This is a genomic window from Microbacterium sp. 05T445 (assembly GCF_056395865.1).
The window spans coordinates 715,386-731,081 of record NZ_JBFTKJ010000001.1; the positions used below are offsets into that span (position 1 = coordinate 715,386).

At 71.4% G+C, this 15,696-nt stretch carries 15 protein-coding genes and 3 tRNA genes; 3 read left to right on the forward strand and 15 right to left on the reverse strand.

The window, feature by feature from the left end; genetic code table 11:
- Positions 1-23: 23 nt before the first annotated feature.
- From AC1DDU_RS03470 to AC1DDU_RS03480, 3 genes are all read right to left on the reverse strand, one after another.
- A complete protein-coding gene (locus AC1DDU_RS03470) occupies positions 24-269 on the reverse strand; it encodes a hypothetical protein (protein ID WP_477431232.1) in 246 nt (81 codons plus the stop codon).
- Positions 270-334: 65 nt separating this feature from the next.
- Positions 335-541, reverse strand: coding sequence for a hypothetical protein (locus AC1DDU_RS03475; protein ID WP_477431233.1), 207 nt, complete (start codon positions 539-541; stop codon positions 335-337).
- Positions 542-602: 61 nt separating this feature from the next.
- A complete protein-coding gene (locus AC1DDU_RS03480; RefSeq protein WP_477431234.1) occupies positions 603-1,124 on the reverse strand; it encodes an SRPBCC family protein in 522 nt (173 codons plus the stop codon).
- Positions 1,125-1,225: 101 nt separating this feature from the next.
- Between AC1DDU_RS03480 and AC1DDU_RS03485 the strand changes: the two genes are divergently transcribed.
- The gene (locus tag AC1DDU_RS03485; RefSeq protein ID WP_477431235.1) at positions 1,226-1,699 is read left to right on the forward strand and encodes a winged helix-turn-helix transcriptional regulator; all 474 of its coding nucleotides are present in this window, start codon (positions 1,226-1,228) and stop codon (positions 1,697-1,699) included.
- A 506-nt stretch (positions 1,700-2,205) separates the two neighbouring features.
- Here AC1DDU_RS03485 and AC1DDU_RS03490 read toward each other — a convergent pair.
- From AC1DDU_RS03490 to AC1DDU_RS03505, 4 genes are all read right to left on the reverse strand, one after another.
- A tRNA-Met gene (locus tag AC1DDU_RS03490) sits at positions 2,206-2,279 on the reverse strand.
- A 37-nt stretch (positions 2,280-2,316) separates the two neighbouring features.
- Positions 2,317-2,388 (reverse strand) — tRNA-Thr (locus tag AC1DDU_RS03495).
- Positions 2,389-2,451: 63 nt separating this feature from the next.
- A complete protein-coding gene (locus tag AC1DDU_RS03500) occupies positions 2,452-4,194 on the reverse strand; it encodes a M23 family metallopeptidase (RefSeq protein ID WP_477431236.1) in 1,743 nt (580 codons plus the stop codon).
- A gap of 546 nt (positions 4,195-4,740) precedes the next feature.
- Positions 4,741-5,541, reverse strand: a complete 801-nt coding sequence (locus tag AC1DDU_RS03505) for an inositol monophosphatase family protein (protein ID WP_477431237.1) — start codon at positions 5,539-5,541, stop codon at positions 4,741-4,743.
- Positions 5,542-5,629: 88 nt separating this feature from the next.
- Here AC1DDU_RS03505 and AC1DDU_RS03510 point away from each other — a divergent pair, with 88 nt between their 5' ends.
- Complete coding sequence (locus tag AC1DDU_RS03510) at positions 5,630-7,219, forward strand: phytoene desaturase family protein (protein WP_477431238.1); 1,590 nt, start codon at positions 5,630-5,632, stop codon at positions 7,217-7,219.
- Positions 7,220-7,237: 18 nt separating this feature from the next.
- Here the strand turns inward: AC1DDU_RS03510 and AC1DDU_RS03515 are convergent, their stop codons facing one another.
- Positions 7,238-8,227, reverse strand: a complete 990-nt coding sequence (locus AC1DDU_RS03515) for a hypothetical protein (protein WP_477431239.1) — start codon at positions 8,225-8,227, stop codon at positions 7,238-7,240.
- Between the two features lie 214 nt (positions 8,228-8,441).
- Here AC1DDU_RS03515 and AC1DDU_RS03520 point away from each other — a divergent pair, with 214 nt between their 5' ends.
- Positions 8,442-9,386 (forward strand): alpha/beta fold hydrolase, encoded by a 945-nt coding sequence (locus AC1DDU_RS03520; protein WP_477431240.1) that lies wholly within the window; start codon positions 8,442-8,444, stop codon positions 9,384-9,386.
- Between the two features lie 91 nt (positions 9,387-9,477).
- On the opposite strand, the gene AC1DDU_RS03525 is transcribed toward AC1DDU_RS03520, so the two are convergent.
- The 7 genes from AC1DDU_RS03525 to AC1DDU_RS03555 all read right to left on the reverse strand — a co-directional run bounded on the left by AC1DDU_RS03525 (position 9,478) and on the right by AC1DDU_RS03555 (position 15,629).
- Positions 9,478-10,032 carry a YbaK/EbsC family protein gene (locus AC1DDU_RS03525; RefSeq protein ID WP_477433410.1) on the reverse strand — a complete coding sequence of 185 codons (555 nt, stop codon included), beginning with the start codon at positions 10,030-10,032 and terminating at the stop codon, positions 9,478-9,480.
- A gap of 226 nt (positions 10,033-10,258) precedes the next feature.
- A tRNA-Tyr gene (locus tag AC1DDU_RS03530) sits at positions 10,259-10,343 on the reverse strand.
- 88 nt (positions 10,344-10,431) lie between these two features.
- Positions 10,432-11,343 carry a PfkB family carbohydrate kinase gene (locus AC1DDU_RS03535; protein WP_477431241.1) on the reverse strand — a complete coding sequence of 304 codons (912 nt, stop codon included), beginning with the start codon at positions 11,341-11,343 and terminating at the stop codon, positions 10,432-10,434.
- Entirely contained in the window at positions 11,340-11,840 is a 501-nt protein-coding gene (locus AC1DDU_RS03540) for an FBP domain-containing protein (protein WP_477431242.1), read from the reverse strand. The genes AC1DDU_RS03535 and AC1DDU_RS03540 overlap by 4 nt, the downstream gene beginning before the upstream one ends.
- 99 nt (positions 11,841-11,939) lie before the next feature.
- Positions 11,940-12,725, reverse strand: coding sequence for a hypothetical protein (locus AC1DDU_RS03545; RefSeq protein ID WP_477431243.1), 786 nt, complete (start codon positions 12,723-12,725; stop codon positions 11,940-11,942).
- Positions 12,722-14,620 carry a glycoside hydrolase family 13 protein gene (locus AC1DDU_RS03550; RefSeq protein WP_477431244.1) on the reverse strand — a complete coding sequence of 633 codons (1,899 nt, stop codon included), beginning with the start codon at positions 14,618-14,620 and terminating at the stop codon, positions 12,722-12,724. The genes AC1DDU_RS03545 and AC1DDU_RS03550 overlap by 4 nt, the downstream gene beginning before the upstream one ends.
- A 145-nt stretch (positions 14,621-14,765) precedes the next feature.
- On the reverse strand, positions 14,766-15,629 hold the full coding sequence (locus AC1DDU_RS03555; RefSeq protein ID WP_477433412.1) for a sugar ABC transporter permease: 864 nt from the start codon (positions 15,627-15,629) through the stop codon (positions 14,766-14,768).
- Positions 15,630-15,696: the final 67 nt, after the last annotated feature.

Sequence of the window (15,696 nt, forward strand, 5' to 3'; positions counted from 1 at the left end):
GATGCGGCATCCGCGCCCGTCCGTCACTCCCACGCGGCCACGAGCATCCAGTGACCGTCGACCTCCTCGACATCCATCACCCGCGTGCGATGGTCGACATCGCTGCGCGCGGTGAACCGCCAGCTCTGGAAGAGCCGCCCGCCGTCGGATCGGGTCGGAGTGTCGATGATGCGCCAGCGTTCAGCATCGACGACGAGGCGCGCGGGCCGGCCCTGCTCGCACCACACCTGAACATCTTCACGCACTGACATTCGCATGATGCCTCCCATTCATCGAATCTATGTTCGATGGTAGATCGTCGGCGGCGGCGGGCGCAAGGCCCTTCGCAATGCGGTCAGGCCGTCCGCGATGCGCGGTCGGCGTCGGCCTCGACTGCGGCGAGGTGGATGGCCGCGAAGCCGTCGCGGAACGCGCCGACGGGCGCTTCGACCGTCTCGTACTGCGACGTGAACCCGTTCTCGTCGACCACGGTCACCGTCACCAGCACGTGGCCTCGCCTGGGCAGTCGCGACGACGTGCGCGCGAGTCGATTCGCCTTCATAACCCCTCCGCCTCCGACGCTACCGGGCACCTCGGACACCGGGACGAAGGGATGCCGCCGTTCAGCCGGCGTCGCGTGCGGCCGCGGCTTCCGCGACCTGACGGTGCAGCTCGGCGTGGTCCACCACGGTCAGGGCCTCGTCTCCCCCGAAGGTGTAGGGCGCGCCCGCACCCGTCTCGATGAGGGCCTTGAGGCTCGCGTTCACGAACATGCCCCAGGCGTTGGTGCACACGTCGTAGCACTCGTCCTCGGGTCGCAGCCCCTCGTGCGTGAAGACGACCTGCGTCACGCCTCCCACCTCGGCGATGTCGAACCGAACGGTCGAACCGGTCCACTCGAACGAATCGGCCACGAAGTCGAGATAGCTGCCCGTCACCTTCCAGGCGACGCGGCGCCCCGGCTCGAGCTCGACGACGCGGAAGCCGCTGTAGTGCAACCCGGGGACGACGTAGACGAACTCGTCGCCGACGGAGGTCGTCGATCCCGTGATCCGTCCCCACCATCCCGAGACGTCGTTGATCGCGTCGAACGCCTCCTGCGGCGTCGCATTCACGGTGATCGTCGTCGTGTAGTCCACTGACATGCCCCTGCTCCTTCGCTCGCGACCGTTCAGGGCCGACTGCTTGCGTGATGCAAGCGACGCTAGTGCGGGAACTTGCATCACGCAAGTGGTAGATTCGAGACATGTTGGGCAGGATGTACGACACCCAGGTGTGCTCGATCGCGCGGTCTCTCGAGCTCGTCGGCGAGCGCTGGAGCCTGCTGATCATCCGCGACGCGCTCTTCGCCCGGGTGACGCGGTTCGGCGACTTCCAGCACAACCTCGGGATCGCGACGAACGTCCTCACGTCCAGGCTCGACGCCTTCGTCGCGAGCGGCATCATGACGCGCGACGGATCAGCCGACTACGTCCTCACCGAAAAGGGCCGCTCGCTGGCGGTGGCACTCATCGCGCTCACCGAGTGGGGCGACGAATGGGCCTCCCCGATCGAACCGCCGATCCTGTACCGCCACACCGCGTGCGCAGACGGTGCCGTGCACGCCGTGACCGCGTGCGACGCGTGCGGCATCGTGCCGGCGGAGGAGGTCGGCATCCGCATCGGTCCGGGGATGCCCGCCGAATACCTCGCTGCGCGCCGCAGCAACGCGGCGCGCTGACGCCGGCGGGAGCAAAGACCTGCGCTCCCGCGAGACCGTGCGCAGCGGGATGAAGAGACGTCCTGTGGGCACGCGTTAGCGCGCCAATCCGTCGCGGCGTGGACCTCGGCACCCGATCTGTGCAAGGCTGATTGTGGCCTTTGCTGAGCAAGCCCGGTATCCCCAGTGCCGTATGGGCTAGGTGCAACCCCGTCCCCAGCGGGCGCACACGATCGCGAACGGCCAGGTCCCCCTCGGGCTCCAGAAGCTGGCCAGCGGTGAGCCCGAGGGGGGCTGCTTCTGAAACGCCCGCGCAACGCCTGGACGCCTTTCCCCAGTTTCTCCCCAGTGACGATGACGCAGAGCCCGGATCCCACATCCATCGGCCAGGCGTCGCCGCCGATCTCACGATAGCTTTCATCCGAACGCTGGACAAGGATGTTTCGCGTCATTCGGGGACACGCGATCCCGGCAGGGACCGAAGCACAAACGACAGACCCCCGGGAGGTCCTGGGGGTCTGAATCTGTAGCAGGAGCGGGGCTTGAACCCGCGACCTCACGATTATGAGTCGTGCGCTCTCACCAACTGAGCTACCCTGCCGCAAGGCATCCGACGGTCACAGGAACCGGATGCTGCGAGCCCCGAGTCAGGATTGAACTGACGACCCCTTCCTTACCATGGAAGTGCTCTGCCACTGAGCTATCGGGGCGTGCTGCCTGCTAGCAGGCAACTAGAAGAGGATACCAGAGCCGCGGCATCCTTCCGAACCGGCTCAACCCACGGTGTGGGTTCCGTCGGTGTACTCCTGAAGCCACGGCCACGGGTCGATGGCCGTGGTGCCGTTCTTCAGGATCTCGAAGTGCGTGTGGGCGCCGTAGGAGCGCCCGGTGTTGCCGGTGCGGCCGATGACCGTGCCGACGGTGACGCGCTGGCCGGCGGTGACCTTCAGCGAGCCGTACTGCATGTGCGCGTAGTGGCTCGAGACCAGCTGACCGTCGACGATGTGGTCGATGATCACGTGCACGCCGTAGGCGCCGCCGGCCTCGGAGGCGACGCGGACGGTGCCGTCGGCGATCGCCTGCACCGGTGCGCCGTTGCCGGGCGTGAAGTCGATGCCCTCGTGCATACGGCCCGACCGCATGCCGAACCCGTACGACATCGTCACGCCGACCGCGAAGGGCCACTGGATGTTCGAGTTCGGGTTGTTGTGGAACAGGTTCGAGAAGTTGCGGATGCCGGCCTCCGACGCGAGCTGCGCCGTGGTCGTGGTCGCGTAGTTCTCGGTGCGCTGCAGCGTGTCGCTCTGCACGTCGCCCGGCGCCACATAGGCCTGGATCTCCGCCTCGTCGATGACGGGGACGTCGGAGTCGGCGGGGGCCATCACTGCCAGCATCGGCTCGGTGCCGTTCATCGCGGCGACCGCTTCGGCCGGCGTCGTCATACCGACGGCCATGAGCCCGACGATGCCGAAGACGCCGATGGAGAAGGATGCCGTGGCCACGCGCTTGATCCGTGCCCGACGACGCGGCGACGACGCCCGCGGTGCGGAGTGCGTGCCCTCTTCGGGCTGCGCGTCGGCGACGGCATCCGCGTTCTGCACGGGGGTCTCACCGGTGAAGGAGAACAGGCGCGCCGCGGCTTCGAACTCGTCGACACCGGGCGCCGAGGACGCAGGGATCGGACCGGTCAGCGGCTCGATGCGCTCGGTGCGGGGACGCTCCCCGGCAGGACGGGTCTGAGGCCGGCCGGCCGCGCCGTCGGCGCCCGGGGCCGTCGGAGCTGCCTGCGGGACCGTGGGGTTCTGCGGAGCCGTGGCTGCCTTCGCCTCGGCGGCACGCGGAGCGGCCTGGGGCTGAGCGGCACGCGGCGTGGGCTCGGTCGGCGCGGCGGCCTGCGCAACGGCAGCGGCCCGCGGGGCGGCAGCGGCTGCGGAAGCCGTCGGTGCCGGGGCCTGCGGAGCGGCGAACGAGGCGGGGCGCGGCGCGGCGGGATCGACAGGCGCCGACGCGATCGTCGAGGCGGCAGCCCGCTGCGGTGCGGCCGTCGGCTGCGGCGAGTTCGTCTCGACGACCGGCGCGGTCGAGACGGCAGCGGCGGCGGTCTCGGCGGACTGGAGCTTCGCGAACGAGTCCGCCAGCCAGGTCGATGCCGCCGACGCCGTGCGATCGTCGGATGCGGTCGTGGCGACGGGGGCCGACGACACGTCGGCAGCCACGGCGGGCTCGAGAAGTTCGAAGGGCTCGGCGGGAGCGAGCACGGTGTCGCGCAGCGGGGCGGGCTCGTCGCGCGTGGCGATCACCGCATCGAACGCGGCGATCGGCCGCTCGGGCTCCGCCGGGGCGACGGGGGCGATCGCCGGCACCGCCACGACGGGCTGCTCGCCGGTCTGCGTACGCCGCGATCGACGGCTCACGGGTTCTGCCGGCGCCGGAGAGGTGGCGGATGCCGCGGCCGCGGCCCGCGACCGCACGCGCGGCGCGGCGGGCTCCACGACCGGGCGGGAGATGGCGGGCATGCTCACGGAGGACGGAGCAGGAGCAGGCGTCGGGACGACAGGCTCCGCGAAAGCCGCGGGGGTGACATCCGGAGCGGGCTTCGGCGCGGGCGCCGGGGCCTGCGCTGCCGGCGTCGTCGAGGATGCCGAAGACGCGGGGCCTTGCGGGGCGGGCCGGGCCGCGGCATCCGTCCGCTTCACGTCTGCGGAACGACCCCACACCACGGCGGGACGCTCGGGAGTCGTGCCGGCCGCCTGTCGCCGGGCCGTCGCGCGCCCTGTGCCCGGAGTCTCCGCAGCCGCCTGCACAGGCGTCGCGGAGGTGCGGCTCGACCGGCGCGTGGGCGCAGGCTCAGCCATGGGGGCGTCGAAAGGCAATGCGGCGGGGGGCTCTCGGGTCGTGCCGCGAGGGGGGCGCGGCGAGCGGGCGTTTCGGGCTGACCACCCTCACCGTTCGGGCGGCGAAGGTAACGATCGGGTAAAACCCTACCTCCGGCGCCCTGGGAATGCCATGTGCGGCTCGGAATTGGGGATGAGCGTTTCGTGAGGAATCGCTGAAGACGCCGATCACACCAGCTTGGCCGCGGCGGCGAGCGGGTCGAACACCGCGGGGGCCGCAGCCACCACGAGAGGCGCCCGGCCGGATCCGTCTGCGGCGGCACGGGCGAACCGCCCGCCGGCCTCGGTGACCAGGAGCGCGCCTGCGGCGAAGTCCCACGGCTGCAGACCGCGCTCGAAATACCCGTCGAGCCGCCCCGCGGCCACGTACGACAGATCGAGCGCCGCCGACCCACCGCGACGCAGGTCGCGCGCGAGCGGCATCACGTCGCCGACGAGGGCGAGGTCTCCTGCGTGGGTCGCCGGGTCGTAGCCGAAGCCGGTCGCCAGCAGCGCACCGGCGGGTCCGACCTCTGCGCTGACCGCGAGGCGCCGACCGTCGAGCCAGGCGCCCTCCCCCGCTGCGGCGTGGAACAGCTCTCCGGAGGACGGGTTGAACACCGCCCCGGCGAGCGCCTGCCACGCCTCGGGAACGGGCTCGCCCTGCACCGCGGCGATGCTGACCGCATAGAACGGGATGCCGTAGGCGTAGTTGACGGTGCCGTCGATCGGGTCGACGACCCACGTGATCCCGCTGGTGCCGCGCTCGGCGCCGGTCTCCTCGCCCAGGAAGCCGTCGTCGGGGCAGGCGGCCGCGAGCCGCTCCCGGATGAGCGCCTCGACCTCGCGGTCGGCGTCGGTGACGATGTCGGCGAGTGCGGACTTCGTGGCGGCGATCGCGACCCCCGCGCTCCGTCGCGTCCGCGCGAGCTCGCCGGCTTCGCGGGCGATCTCCGTCGCGAGGGATTCGAGGTCTGTCGCGAGCGTCATGGCTCCACGCTAGCGGCAGGCGGTCCACCGGCGTCCTTGTTCGCGCCGCGACGGTGCCGGCATCCTCCGCCTCGCTAGCGTGGGAGCCATGGCCATCGCTGTCCACTCCCCCACGTTCGACGTCGCCATCGTCGGCGGCGGACACAATGCGCTCGTCGCGGCCGCCTACCTCGCCCGGGCCGGGCGTTCCGTCGTGGTGCTGGAGCGCCTCGACCACGTCGGCGGCGCCGCGGTGTCGGAGCGTCCGTGGGCGGGCGTCGACGCACGCCTCTCGCGCTACTCCTATCTCGTCAGCCTGCTGCCGCAGCGCATCATCGACGACCTGGGGCTCGACATCCGGCTCCGGCGCAGGCGCTACTCCTCCTACACGCCCGATCCGGCGGACCCGGCGCGCGGCATCCTGATCGACACAGCGGATGCGGCGGCCACTGCCGCCTCGTTCGCCCGCGTCACCGGCCGTGACGGCGAGGCCGAGCGGTTCGCCGCCTTCTCCGACCGGATCGCCCCGGTCGCCCGGCAGGTCTTCCCCTCGATGACCGCGCCGCTGCGCCGCCGCTCGGACGTGCGGGCAGCACTCGGCGACGATCGCCTCTGGGCCGACCTCGTCGACCGCCCCCTCGGCGAGGTGCTGCGAGCCTCGCTGGAGACAGACATCTCGCGCGGCATCGTGCTGACCGACGGCCTCATCGGCACGTTCGCATCGGCCGACGACGAGAGCCTCCGCCAGAACCGGTGCTTCCTGTATCACGTGGTCGGCGGCGGCACCGGCGACTGGGACGTGCCCATCGGCGGGATGGGCCGCGTCACGGGCGAGCTCGCGGGCGCCGCCACGGCCGCGGGTGCGCAGCTGCGCACCGACTGCGAGGTCGTCGCGGTCTCACCCGACGGCGAGATCACGCTGGCAGACGGCCCCGCGGTGAACGCGCGACTCGTGCTGAGCGGTGTCGGCCCTGCCGTCCTGGAGCGCCTCCTGGTCGCCGGGGGCGCCGAGCCCGCCGCACCCGGCCTTGCCCCCGAGGGTGCGCAGCTCAAGGTCAACATGCTGCTGCGCCGCCTCCCGCGGCTGCGCGACGAGCGTGTGGCACCCGAGGCGGCATTCGCCGGCACGTTCCACGTCAACGAGACGATGACGCAGCTCGACACGGCGCATGCCGCGGCGGCGGGCGGCGGCATCCCCGATCCGCTCCCGGCCGAGATCTACTGCCATTCGCTGACCGATCCGTCGATCCTCGGGCCCGAGCTGCGCGCATCCGGTGCGCACACGCTGACGCTGTTCGGCCTGCAGGTACCGCACCGGCTGATGGCGGGGCGGGATCCGGATGCCGCGCGCTCGGCGCTGCTGCAGGCGGCCCAGCGCTCGCTGGACGCAGTGCTGGCCGAGCCGATCGCGGACTGCATCTACGAAGCCCCCGACGGCACCCCGTGCGTGGAGGCGCGCACCACCGCGGACCTCGAAGCAGCGCTGGGCATGATCGGCGGCGACATCTTCCACGGATCGCTGTCGTGGCCGTGGGCAGGCGACGACGAGCCGCTGGACACCCCGGCGCAGCGCTGGGGCGTCGCGACGGACCACCCGAACGTGCTGCTGTGCGGCTCGGGCGCGCGGCGCGGCGGCGCGGTGAGCGGACTCGGAGGCCACAACGCGGCGATGGCCGCGCTCGAGCTGCTCCCCCGCTGAACCCGGCCGCCAGGAGCGTTACGGACGCGGCGGCAGAGGGGGCGGGGGCGGGTAGCCCTCGTAGCCGGGGGCGACCGGCGGCTGAGGCGCGGCCGCCTCGGGAGCCGGCACGGGCAGCGCGGCAGGCGCGGGCGGCGCGGGCTCGACCGGTGCGAACACGTGCGCCCCGGGCGACGGGTACCCGGTGTAGTACGCGTTCCAGTCGGGCGACCCGTCGGGCAGCATCGGGAGCGGGGTCGTCGCGTCGACGTACGTCGGCCACGGCAGCAGCTCCTGCGAGGCCGGGGCGGGCGCCGGACCGGCCGGCGCCATCGGCGCCCCCGGAGCGACGGCGGCGATGGGGTACGGGTGCGCCTTCTTCGGGGCGAACAGCACGTTCACCAGCGGCACGAGTGCGGTGCCGAGGGCTGCGAGGATCGCGACGGCGACCACGATGCGCCAGTAGATGTCGGCGAGGTTGAGCCATTCGCCGAAGGCGAGCGGGATGATCAGCAGCGCGGCGAGGGCGACCACGAGCGACACCGTGATGATGGCGACGGTGCGCGTGAAGGGGGTGTCGTATCGCTGCAGCGCCTTCAGGTAGAAGCGCACATGCAGCAGCACCAGCTGGAGGATCAGGACGATCAGGAGGAACTGGATGAATCGCGAGACGCCCAGCCACGGGTAGCGCTCCGGCATCCAGATCATGACCGCGCCGATCAGCAGCGCGATGATCCACGAGGCCATGCTCGCCAGCGCGAACCAGGCCGGACGCTGTGGCGCCAGATGCGCGTCGAGGATCGCGACGCCGGCGAAGCCGACGAGCAGCAGGATCGTGAGGAACGCGCGCCCGACGATGCCGTTCTGCGAGCCGAGGAGCACCCACACCACGCACACGATCGCGGCGGCGATGAGCGCACCGATCGCCACCCAGATGGCAGCGCGCAGCAGCGGCGAGTGGGAGGCATCCGTCCGCGCCGGCTGGGCCGTCGCCTGCGGAACCGACGAATACGGGTCGGGCACGGTCATGGCGTTCCTCTCCTCGCGCGGGCGATGAGCCCGCACGCCCATCCTGACACGCCGCTGCGCAACGGTCACCCGCTCGGAGTGGCCCGGTCGCCGGAGTGAAGCGGACAGGCACGGCGGAGTCGTCCGGCTGCCCGATCAGACCCGCACCTCTGGACGCGCGATGTCGTACCGCGGGTGGATGTGCCGGTGGCCGGGCCGCCCGCACCATGGGAGGGTGACGAGTGATGCTGACGAAGTGACCCGGCAGGCGACCCCGCGACGACCGCGCGCACTGATCGCCATGTCGGTCGCGGGACTTCTCGTGATGGTGCTCTGCATCGCGCACCTCGTCGAGACGATCATCGTCAGCCAGGAACGGGAGCGGTTCCGTCCACCGGGGGCGTTGGTCAACGTCGAGTCCCGCACGTGGCACCTGTACTGTGCGGGGCCCCGTTCCGCCCTCCCACCCGTGCTCCTCGAGTCCGGCCTCGGGGACTCGTCGACCAACTGGGCCGACATGCAGGCGACGTTGTCCGTCGAGCGTCGTGTCTGCTCGTACGACCGGCTGGGTTACGGCTGGTCTTCCCCGGCCCGCGGCGAACGCACCGCCGCGAACGAGGCCGACGAACTGGCGCTGCTGCTCGCAGCGGCACACGAGGACGGCCCCTTCATCATCGTGGCCCACTCGATGGGCGGACTCATAGCCCGAGAGTTCGCGGCCCGCAGTCCCGCGCAGGTGAGCGGCCTCCTGCTCATCGACCCCACCAACGAGACCACCATGGGTGACGCTGCGCCAGTGGCGTTGGTCGCCACGTCGTTGCAGGTCGCCGCGTCTTCGGTCGGGCTCACGCGACCCTTCGTCGTCGCGCAGTTGGATGATGACGCCGGAGGGCACCTTCCCAGAGCGGTGCGGGAGCGCGCCGGTTTCCTCTACAGCACGGATGCGCTCGCCACGAGCCTCGCAGAGTTGGATGGAGCGAGCTCCGCGATCGCGGCGGTGACGGTGCCGGCGATCGTGGTGTTCGCCGACGGGGCGTCGGCCGCGGACCGGGCTCATTACGCGGCGCTGGGCGAAGACGTGCGCGTCACAACCGCGACGACGACATCCCACTACGTGCAGTACGCCGATCCCGAGGCCGTCGTGTCGGCGCTATCCGAACTCGACGAGGCAGTGCAATAGCCAGACCGACCGGCACAGCGCAGCGCGCCGGCCGGCGCCCGATCCGGTCTCTGCGAGACTCCGCGCCCCACTGGGAGGAGGCTCGGATGCCTCAGCCGATCGCCCGCCCGAGTCCCTCGACCAGTTCGGCCCCCGGCAGCTCCAGGAGCGTCCGCCCCGGCAGGAACAGCTTGCTGCCGCGCGCTCCCCCGCCGATGACGACCTCGGGCGCGGCCTCGACGGCGGCGTCGACGAAGATCGGCCAGTCGGCGGGAAGCCCGATCGGGGTGATGCCGCCGTACTCCATGCCGGTCAGCGCGACCGCCTCGTCCATGGGGGCGAACGAGGCGCTGCGCACGTCCAGCCGCCGCCGCACGACGCCGTTGACGTCGGCGCGTGTCGTGGCGAGCACCATGCACGCGGCGAAGCGCACCTCGCCGCCGCGCTTGCCCTTGACGACGACGCAGTTGGCCGACGCCTCCGGCGCGACGCCGTACCGCTCGCAGAACGCGGCGGTGTCGGCGAGCGCCGCGTCGATCGCCGCGACGCCCACGGTCGCGGCGACCTCGGGATCGAGCGCCGCCAGCGCACTGGCGACGGGGGTCGCGACGAGTTGCGGATGCCGCGTCGCGGCCTCTGCGGTGAGGGTTCCGGTGGCCGTCCACATCATGGCGCCAGGCTAGCGCTCCCCGAAACCACGAAGCGCCCCACGAGGGGGCGCCTGCGTTGGTGGCGAGTGAGGGTCCCACCGCCCCTCCACACGTCGCTTCGCGCCGCGCGGAGCCTCTGGCGGAGGGGCCCATCGAACGCGACGCTTCGCGCCGCGGTTCGAATCCCGCAGCGCAGGTCGGAAACGTCGAAACGCGCCCCGCAAGCGGGGCGCGTTTCGACGTTGGTGGCGAGTGAGGGATTCGAACCCCCGAAGTCTAAGACGGCTGATTTACAGTCAGATCCCTTTGGCCGCTTGGGTAACTCGCCAATGCGCACCCGTCCGACTTTTCCAGACGACCGGAGGCGCGATCCACAATCTTACGCGTAGATGCGCGAGGTCAGAAATCGACGCCGTTCACGTGCCGATGCTGTCGAGATCCATGCCCCTCACGGCGTCGGGCGTGCGCAGCAGCGCACCCTCGAAGCGGCACGTCGCGGCGGCGGCATCCATCGCGCTCTGCAGCACCGTCTCCCACTCGTCGGCAGTCGCCGGCGTGCCGGAGACGAGCGCCGCGACGGTCGCCGCGAAGGCCGCGTCACCGGCGCCCATGGTGTCGACGATGCGACCGGGAAGACTCGAGATGGGCTGGGTCGCGACGGCGTCGCCGGCCTCGATCGTGGCGCCCGCGGCGCCCTCGGTGGCCAGCACGGCGCCCGCGCCGAGGTCGATCAGACGCGCGCGCAAGGCGTCGAGGCTCGTCCCGTACAGCAGCGCGGCGTCGTCCTCGCCCACCTTCACCAGCGCCGCATGCGCGGCGAGGTGTTCGAACCCCCGCACGAACTCCGCCTTGTCGCGCATCATGCCGGTGCGCGGGTTCGGGTCGACGGCGACGGATGCCTCCGCCTCGGCGATCGCGTCGGCCAGTTCCGCCGCCTGCTCGGCGTCGTCGAACGCGACGCAGCTCACCACGACGAGGTCGGCATCCTTCATCGCCGCTCGCTCCGCGTCGCCGAAGCGGATGCGGCGGCGCTGGGACGCCTCGTTGAACTCGTAAGTGGGCTCACCGCCGCCGGTGCGGGTGCTCACCGCGCGCGCCGTGCCCAGCGGCGACGACGTCGCGATCAGCTCGACGCCGAAGTCGGCGAGGTAGCTGCGCACCCGCGACGCCGGCTCGTCGTCGCCGAGCATGGCGATGAGAGTCGTGGGAACCCCCAGCCGCCTCAGTCCCACGGCCACGTTGAGCGCGGCGCCGCCGACGAACTCGCGCACACCGTGGTCGTCGCGCAGTTCGTCGATGAGGGCGTCGCCCACCACCACGACCGTCATCGCCTGACCCCTGCGGTCTCGAGCACGCGGCCGACGAACGCCTCGGTGCGCCGGCGGGTGCCGTCGATCTTGAGGTCGACGCTCGCGCGCACCTCGTTCGGAGCGAGGGGCGCGGCCAGACGGACGTTCTCGTGGCACGACAGATCGGCGCAGATGTATGTGCCGACGCTGTCGCCGTGGGCACCCGCCTCACCGCCCTTGCGCGCGGTGTACATCACGACCTGGTCGGCCGGCTGCATCGTGTGGCACAGGTTGCACATCGCCGCACGGACGTGCGGAGAGCCCTCCGCGGCACGCATCACGATGCCGACCGGTTGGCCGTCGACCTCGGCCACGAGATAGCCCCGGCCGCGCGTGCGCGGGTCGCGCCACGCGAGGAAGTCGAGGTGATCCCAGTCGGTGAGGACGAAATCGGCGGGCAGCGTGACGAGCCGCAGCTCGTCGGGCGACGCGTTCACGAACGACGAACGCACGTCTTCTTCGGTCAGCGGGCGCATGGCACCTCCTCGCCGACCCAGTCTACGAACGACGGATGCCGCCGCCACCCCGCGCACGCAGCGCGGGGTGGCGGCGGCATCCGCTCGGGGTCGTCGTCGCTACCAGCCCAGCCGCTCGGCGACGACGTCGGCCGCGCGCGTGGGGAACTCGTCCCAGCCCGGCTCGAGGATCGCTCGGGTGAGGCGGTACAGCTCGTAGGCGGACTCCTCGATCGGCAGGTCGAGAGACGCCGCGATGTGCGCGCCCCACACCGGGAAGTCCCGCTCGAAGCGGCGCATCGGGTCGTTCGCGTCGCGCAGCGACGTGGATGCCGCGGCGAACCGCCCGCGGATCGCCCGCACCAGCAGCTGCACCGCCCATTGCCGGATGAACGCGTTGCCGTTGAGCAGCTCTCCGCGCCGGACGCGGCCGACGCCGATCAGCAGCTTCACGAGCACGAGCCGCACGTCGTTCGCCGGGTCGAACAGGTCGTCCCCGGCCGTGCGCGCCCGGGATTCGGCGAGGAGCGTCGCCGTGGTGCCGGCCTCGTCGTCGACGAGGATCGTCGCATCGGCGGCACGGGCGCCGGCGAGCTCGGCGGCATCCGAGAACGCGAACTCGAACACGTGGGCGTCGTCGTAGACGGCGACGAAGCCGATCTCCCCCTCGCGCGCCGTGAGCACGAGCCGGTCCTGGTCGGGCAGCCACGACAGGTCGGGCCGGATCTCCGGCCCGCGCCCGGGCTCGATGAGGGCGAAGAAGTCGTGATCCGACCACTCGTCGCGCCGGGCGCGCGCCTCATCCGATGCGGAGCCCAGCAGCACGAGTCCGACGAGCCCATCGTGCTCGCGCACGCCGGCGGCCAGTGCGCTGCTGAGCTCGTCGAACCGCTCCGGTGCGGTCACCGCGCGCCGTCCGCGGGCACCTTGACCCCGGGCAGCGTCCACACCGCGAAGGCCGGACCGTCCGCCGACAGCAGCACCGCGCCGTCGCCGGCGACCGCGAGTGTGCCGTCGCCGTACACGGCCTCCGCCGCCGCGGCTCCGGGCAGGGCGCCCGCCGGGATCTCGGCATCCGCGTCGCCCTTCGCGGCCAGTACGAGCAGCGTCTCGTCGGTGGACTCGCGCACGAACACGACGGTGTCGTCGTCGACGTGGATCCAGCGCAGGCCTCCGGTCGACAGCGTCGGGTGCGCGTGGCGCAGCGCGATGAGCTCGCGGTAGACCTCGAGCCGGTCGGCCACCGCGGGCTCGCTCTCGGTGCCCCACGGGATCGGGGTACGGCTGTCCTCGCCCTCGGCGCCGGTCAGGCCGAACTCGTCGCCCGCGAACACGACCGGCAGCCCCGGGAGCGTCACCATGAGCCCCACCGCGACCGGCACGGTGCCTGGCCCGGCGTTGGTGGCGAAGCGCCCGGTGTCGTGCGTGTCGAGGGGCTGCATGTTGCCCAGGCGCACCCGCCACGGGATGCCGCCGGTGAAGCGCACGACCGCGTCGACGAACTGCTGCGCGGTGTAGCGCGGGATGCCGCCGATCGGCTGGCCGAAGAACCAGGGCTCGGTGCGCTCGACGCCCTCGGCCGTGAGGAACGGTGCGCCGGTCGGCTCGGAGAGCCATCCCCACAGCGGGCGCGTGAACGACGGGTACGTCATCGCGCCGTGCCAGCCGTCGCCCTGCAGGTCGCTCGCAGCGTCGTTCGTGGACTCGCCGAGCAGGATCGTGTCGGGGTTGATCTCGATCATCGTCTTGCGCAGCAGCTGCCGCACCTCGGCGTTCAGGTCGACCTCACCCAGGCGCCCGGTCATGTTCGCGACGTCGATGCGCCAGCCGTCGGCGTTGTACGGCGGCTTCAGCCACTTCGCCACGACCGAGTCGGGACCGTCGATGAACCGGCGGCGCAGCTCCTGCGACGCCCAGTTGAACTTCGGCAGAGTGGGCGTGCCGAGCCACGACTCGTACTCGGTGTTGCCCTCGTCGGTGAAGTAGTAGAACTCCTCCTCGGGCGCACCCGGGTGGCCGAGTGCCGCCTGGAACCACTCGTGCCGGTCGCCGGAGTGGTTGCTCGTGAGATCGCCGATGACACGGATGCCGCGGGCATGCGCCGCCTCGATCAGCCGGACATACGCCTCGTCGCCGCCCAGGAGCGGGTCGACGCTGTGGAAGCTGGACGCGTCATAGCGGTGGTTGGACGCCGCCGGGAAGATCGGCGTGAGGTAGAGCAGGTTCACGCCGAGCGACACCAGGTGGTCGAGCTTCTCGATGACGCCGTCGAGATCGCCGCCGTAGAACTGCTGCGAGCGCCCGGGCATGACCGGGTCGACGGGGGTGTCCCAGCTCGCCGCGATCGCCCACTCTGGCGTCGGGTGCGTGTCGGCCTGCGGCGAGCGCGCGAAGCGGTCGGGGAAGACCTGGTACATCACGGCGTCGTTCAGCCACGCCGGGGGCGCCGGGTACGCCACCAGGGCGAAGTCCTCGGCGTCGAGCGTCTCGAGCGTGTGGAGGCCGGTCTGGTTGAGCCACTCCACGCCGCCGTCCTCGTGCACCAGCAGCCAGCGGTAACCGTGGCGCGGGTTGCGCACGGTCACCGTTGCCTCGTACCAGTCCCAGCCGTCGACGGTGCCGAGGAGGGAGGCATCCGTCCACTCCGGCTCGTGATCGGGGTTCGACCGCGTGCGCACCGCGGCGAGGGGTCCGTAGCCCGCGGGCACCCGCAGGCGCACGGTCACGACGTCGCCGAGCTGCGGGGCGAGGTCGGACACGTACAGCGGGGAGCCGTCGTGGTGCGGAGTCAGGGATATCATGCTCATGCCTTTCCAGGACAGGCGGCGCGGCGCCGCCGGTTGCGAGATCGGTGCGACGTGGTTGCACGGCCGAGGCCATGGCAGAGCCCATGTGTTGTTTTTCAGTTGTGTCCGTCCCGATCATGGCACCGGGACGGAGCATCCCCTACTTGACGCTGCCCGCGGTGAGGCCGCCCACGATGTAGCGCTGCAGCGCGAGGAACAGCGCCACCGGCAGCACGGCCGCCAGCACCGCACCCGCGGCGAACAGGCTCCAGTTCTTGGAGAACTCGTCGGAGATGAACTTGTAGAGGCCGACCGCGAGCGTCTGCTTCTCGGGGTCGATGAGGATGATGCTCGCCAGCACGAACTCGCTGGACGTGCCGATGAACGACAGCAGGCCGACCACCGCGAGGATGGGCGCGACCAGGCGCAGGATGATCGTGAAGAAGATGCGCGCGTGGCCGGCGCCGTCGATCTTGGCGGCCTCGTCGATGGACGCGGGGATCGTGTTGAAGAACCCGTACATGAGGTACGTGTTCACGCCCAGCGCGCCGCCGAGGTACACCATGATGAGGCCGATCTGGCTGTTCAGCCCGATCGCCGGGAAGATGTCGCCGATCTGCACCATGAGCAGGAAGATCGCGACCATCGCCAGCATCTGCGGGAACATCTGCACCACGAGCAGGGTCGTGAGGCCGAACCGGCGCCCCGTGAAGCGCATGCGCGAGAACGAGTACGCCGCGAGCGCCCCGAGGATGACCGTGCCCGCCGCCGTGACCAGGCCGATCACGAGCGTGTTGACGAACCACGCGCCGTACGGGTGCGTGTCGGACTGGAACAAGTCGATGTAGCTCTCGATGCTGAGGTTGCCGAACAGCCCGTTGGCCGTCAGCAGGGTGCCGCCCGGGTTCAGCGACGCCGAGAGCACGTACAGCAGCGGGAAGATCGCGAAGACCGCGACCACGATGCCGACCAGGTGGCGCCACCCGGTCTCGCGGAAGTACTTCTTGAACTTGCGTCGCGGCATCGGTCCCTCGCCGCGAACCCCGGCGCCCTCGTGGGCGTCGAATCCCTCGAGTGCTCCCGGCGCGGCC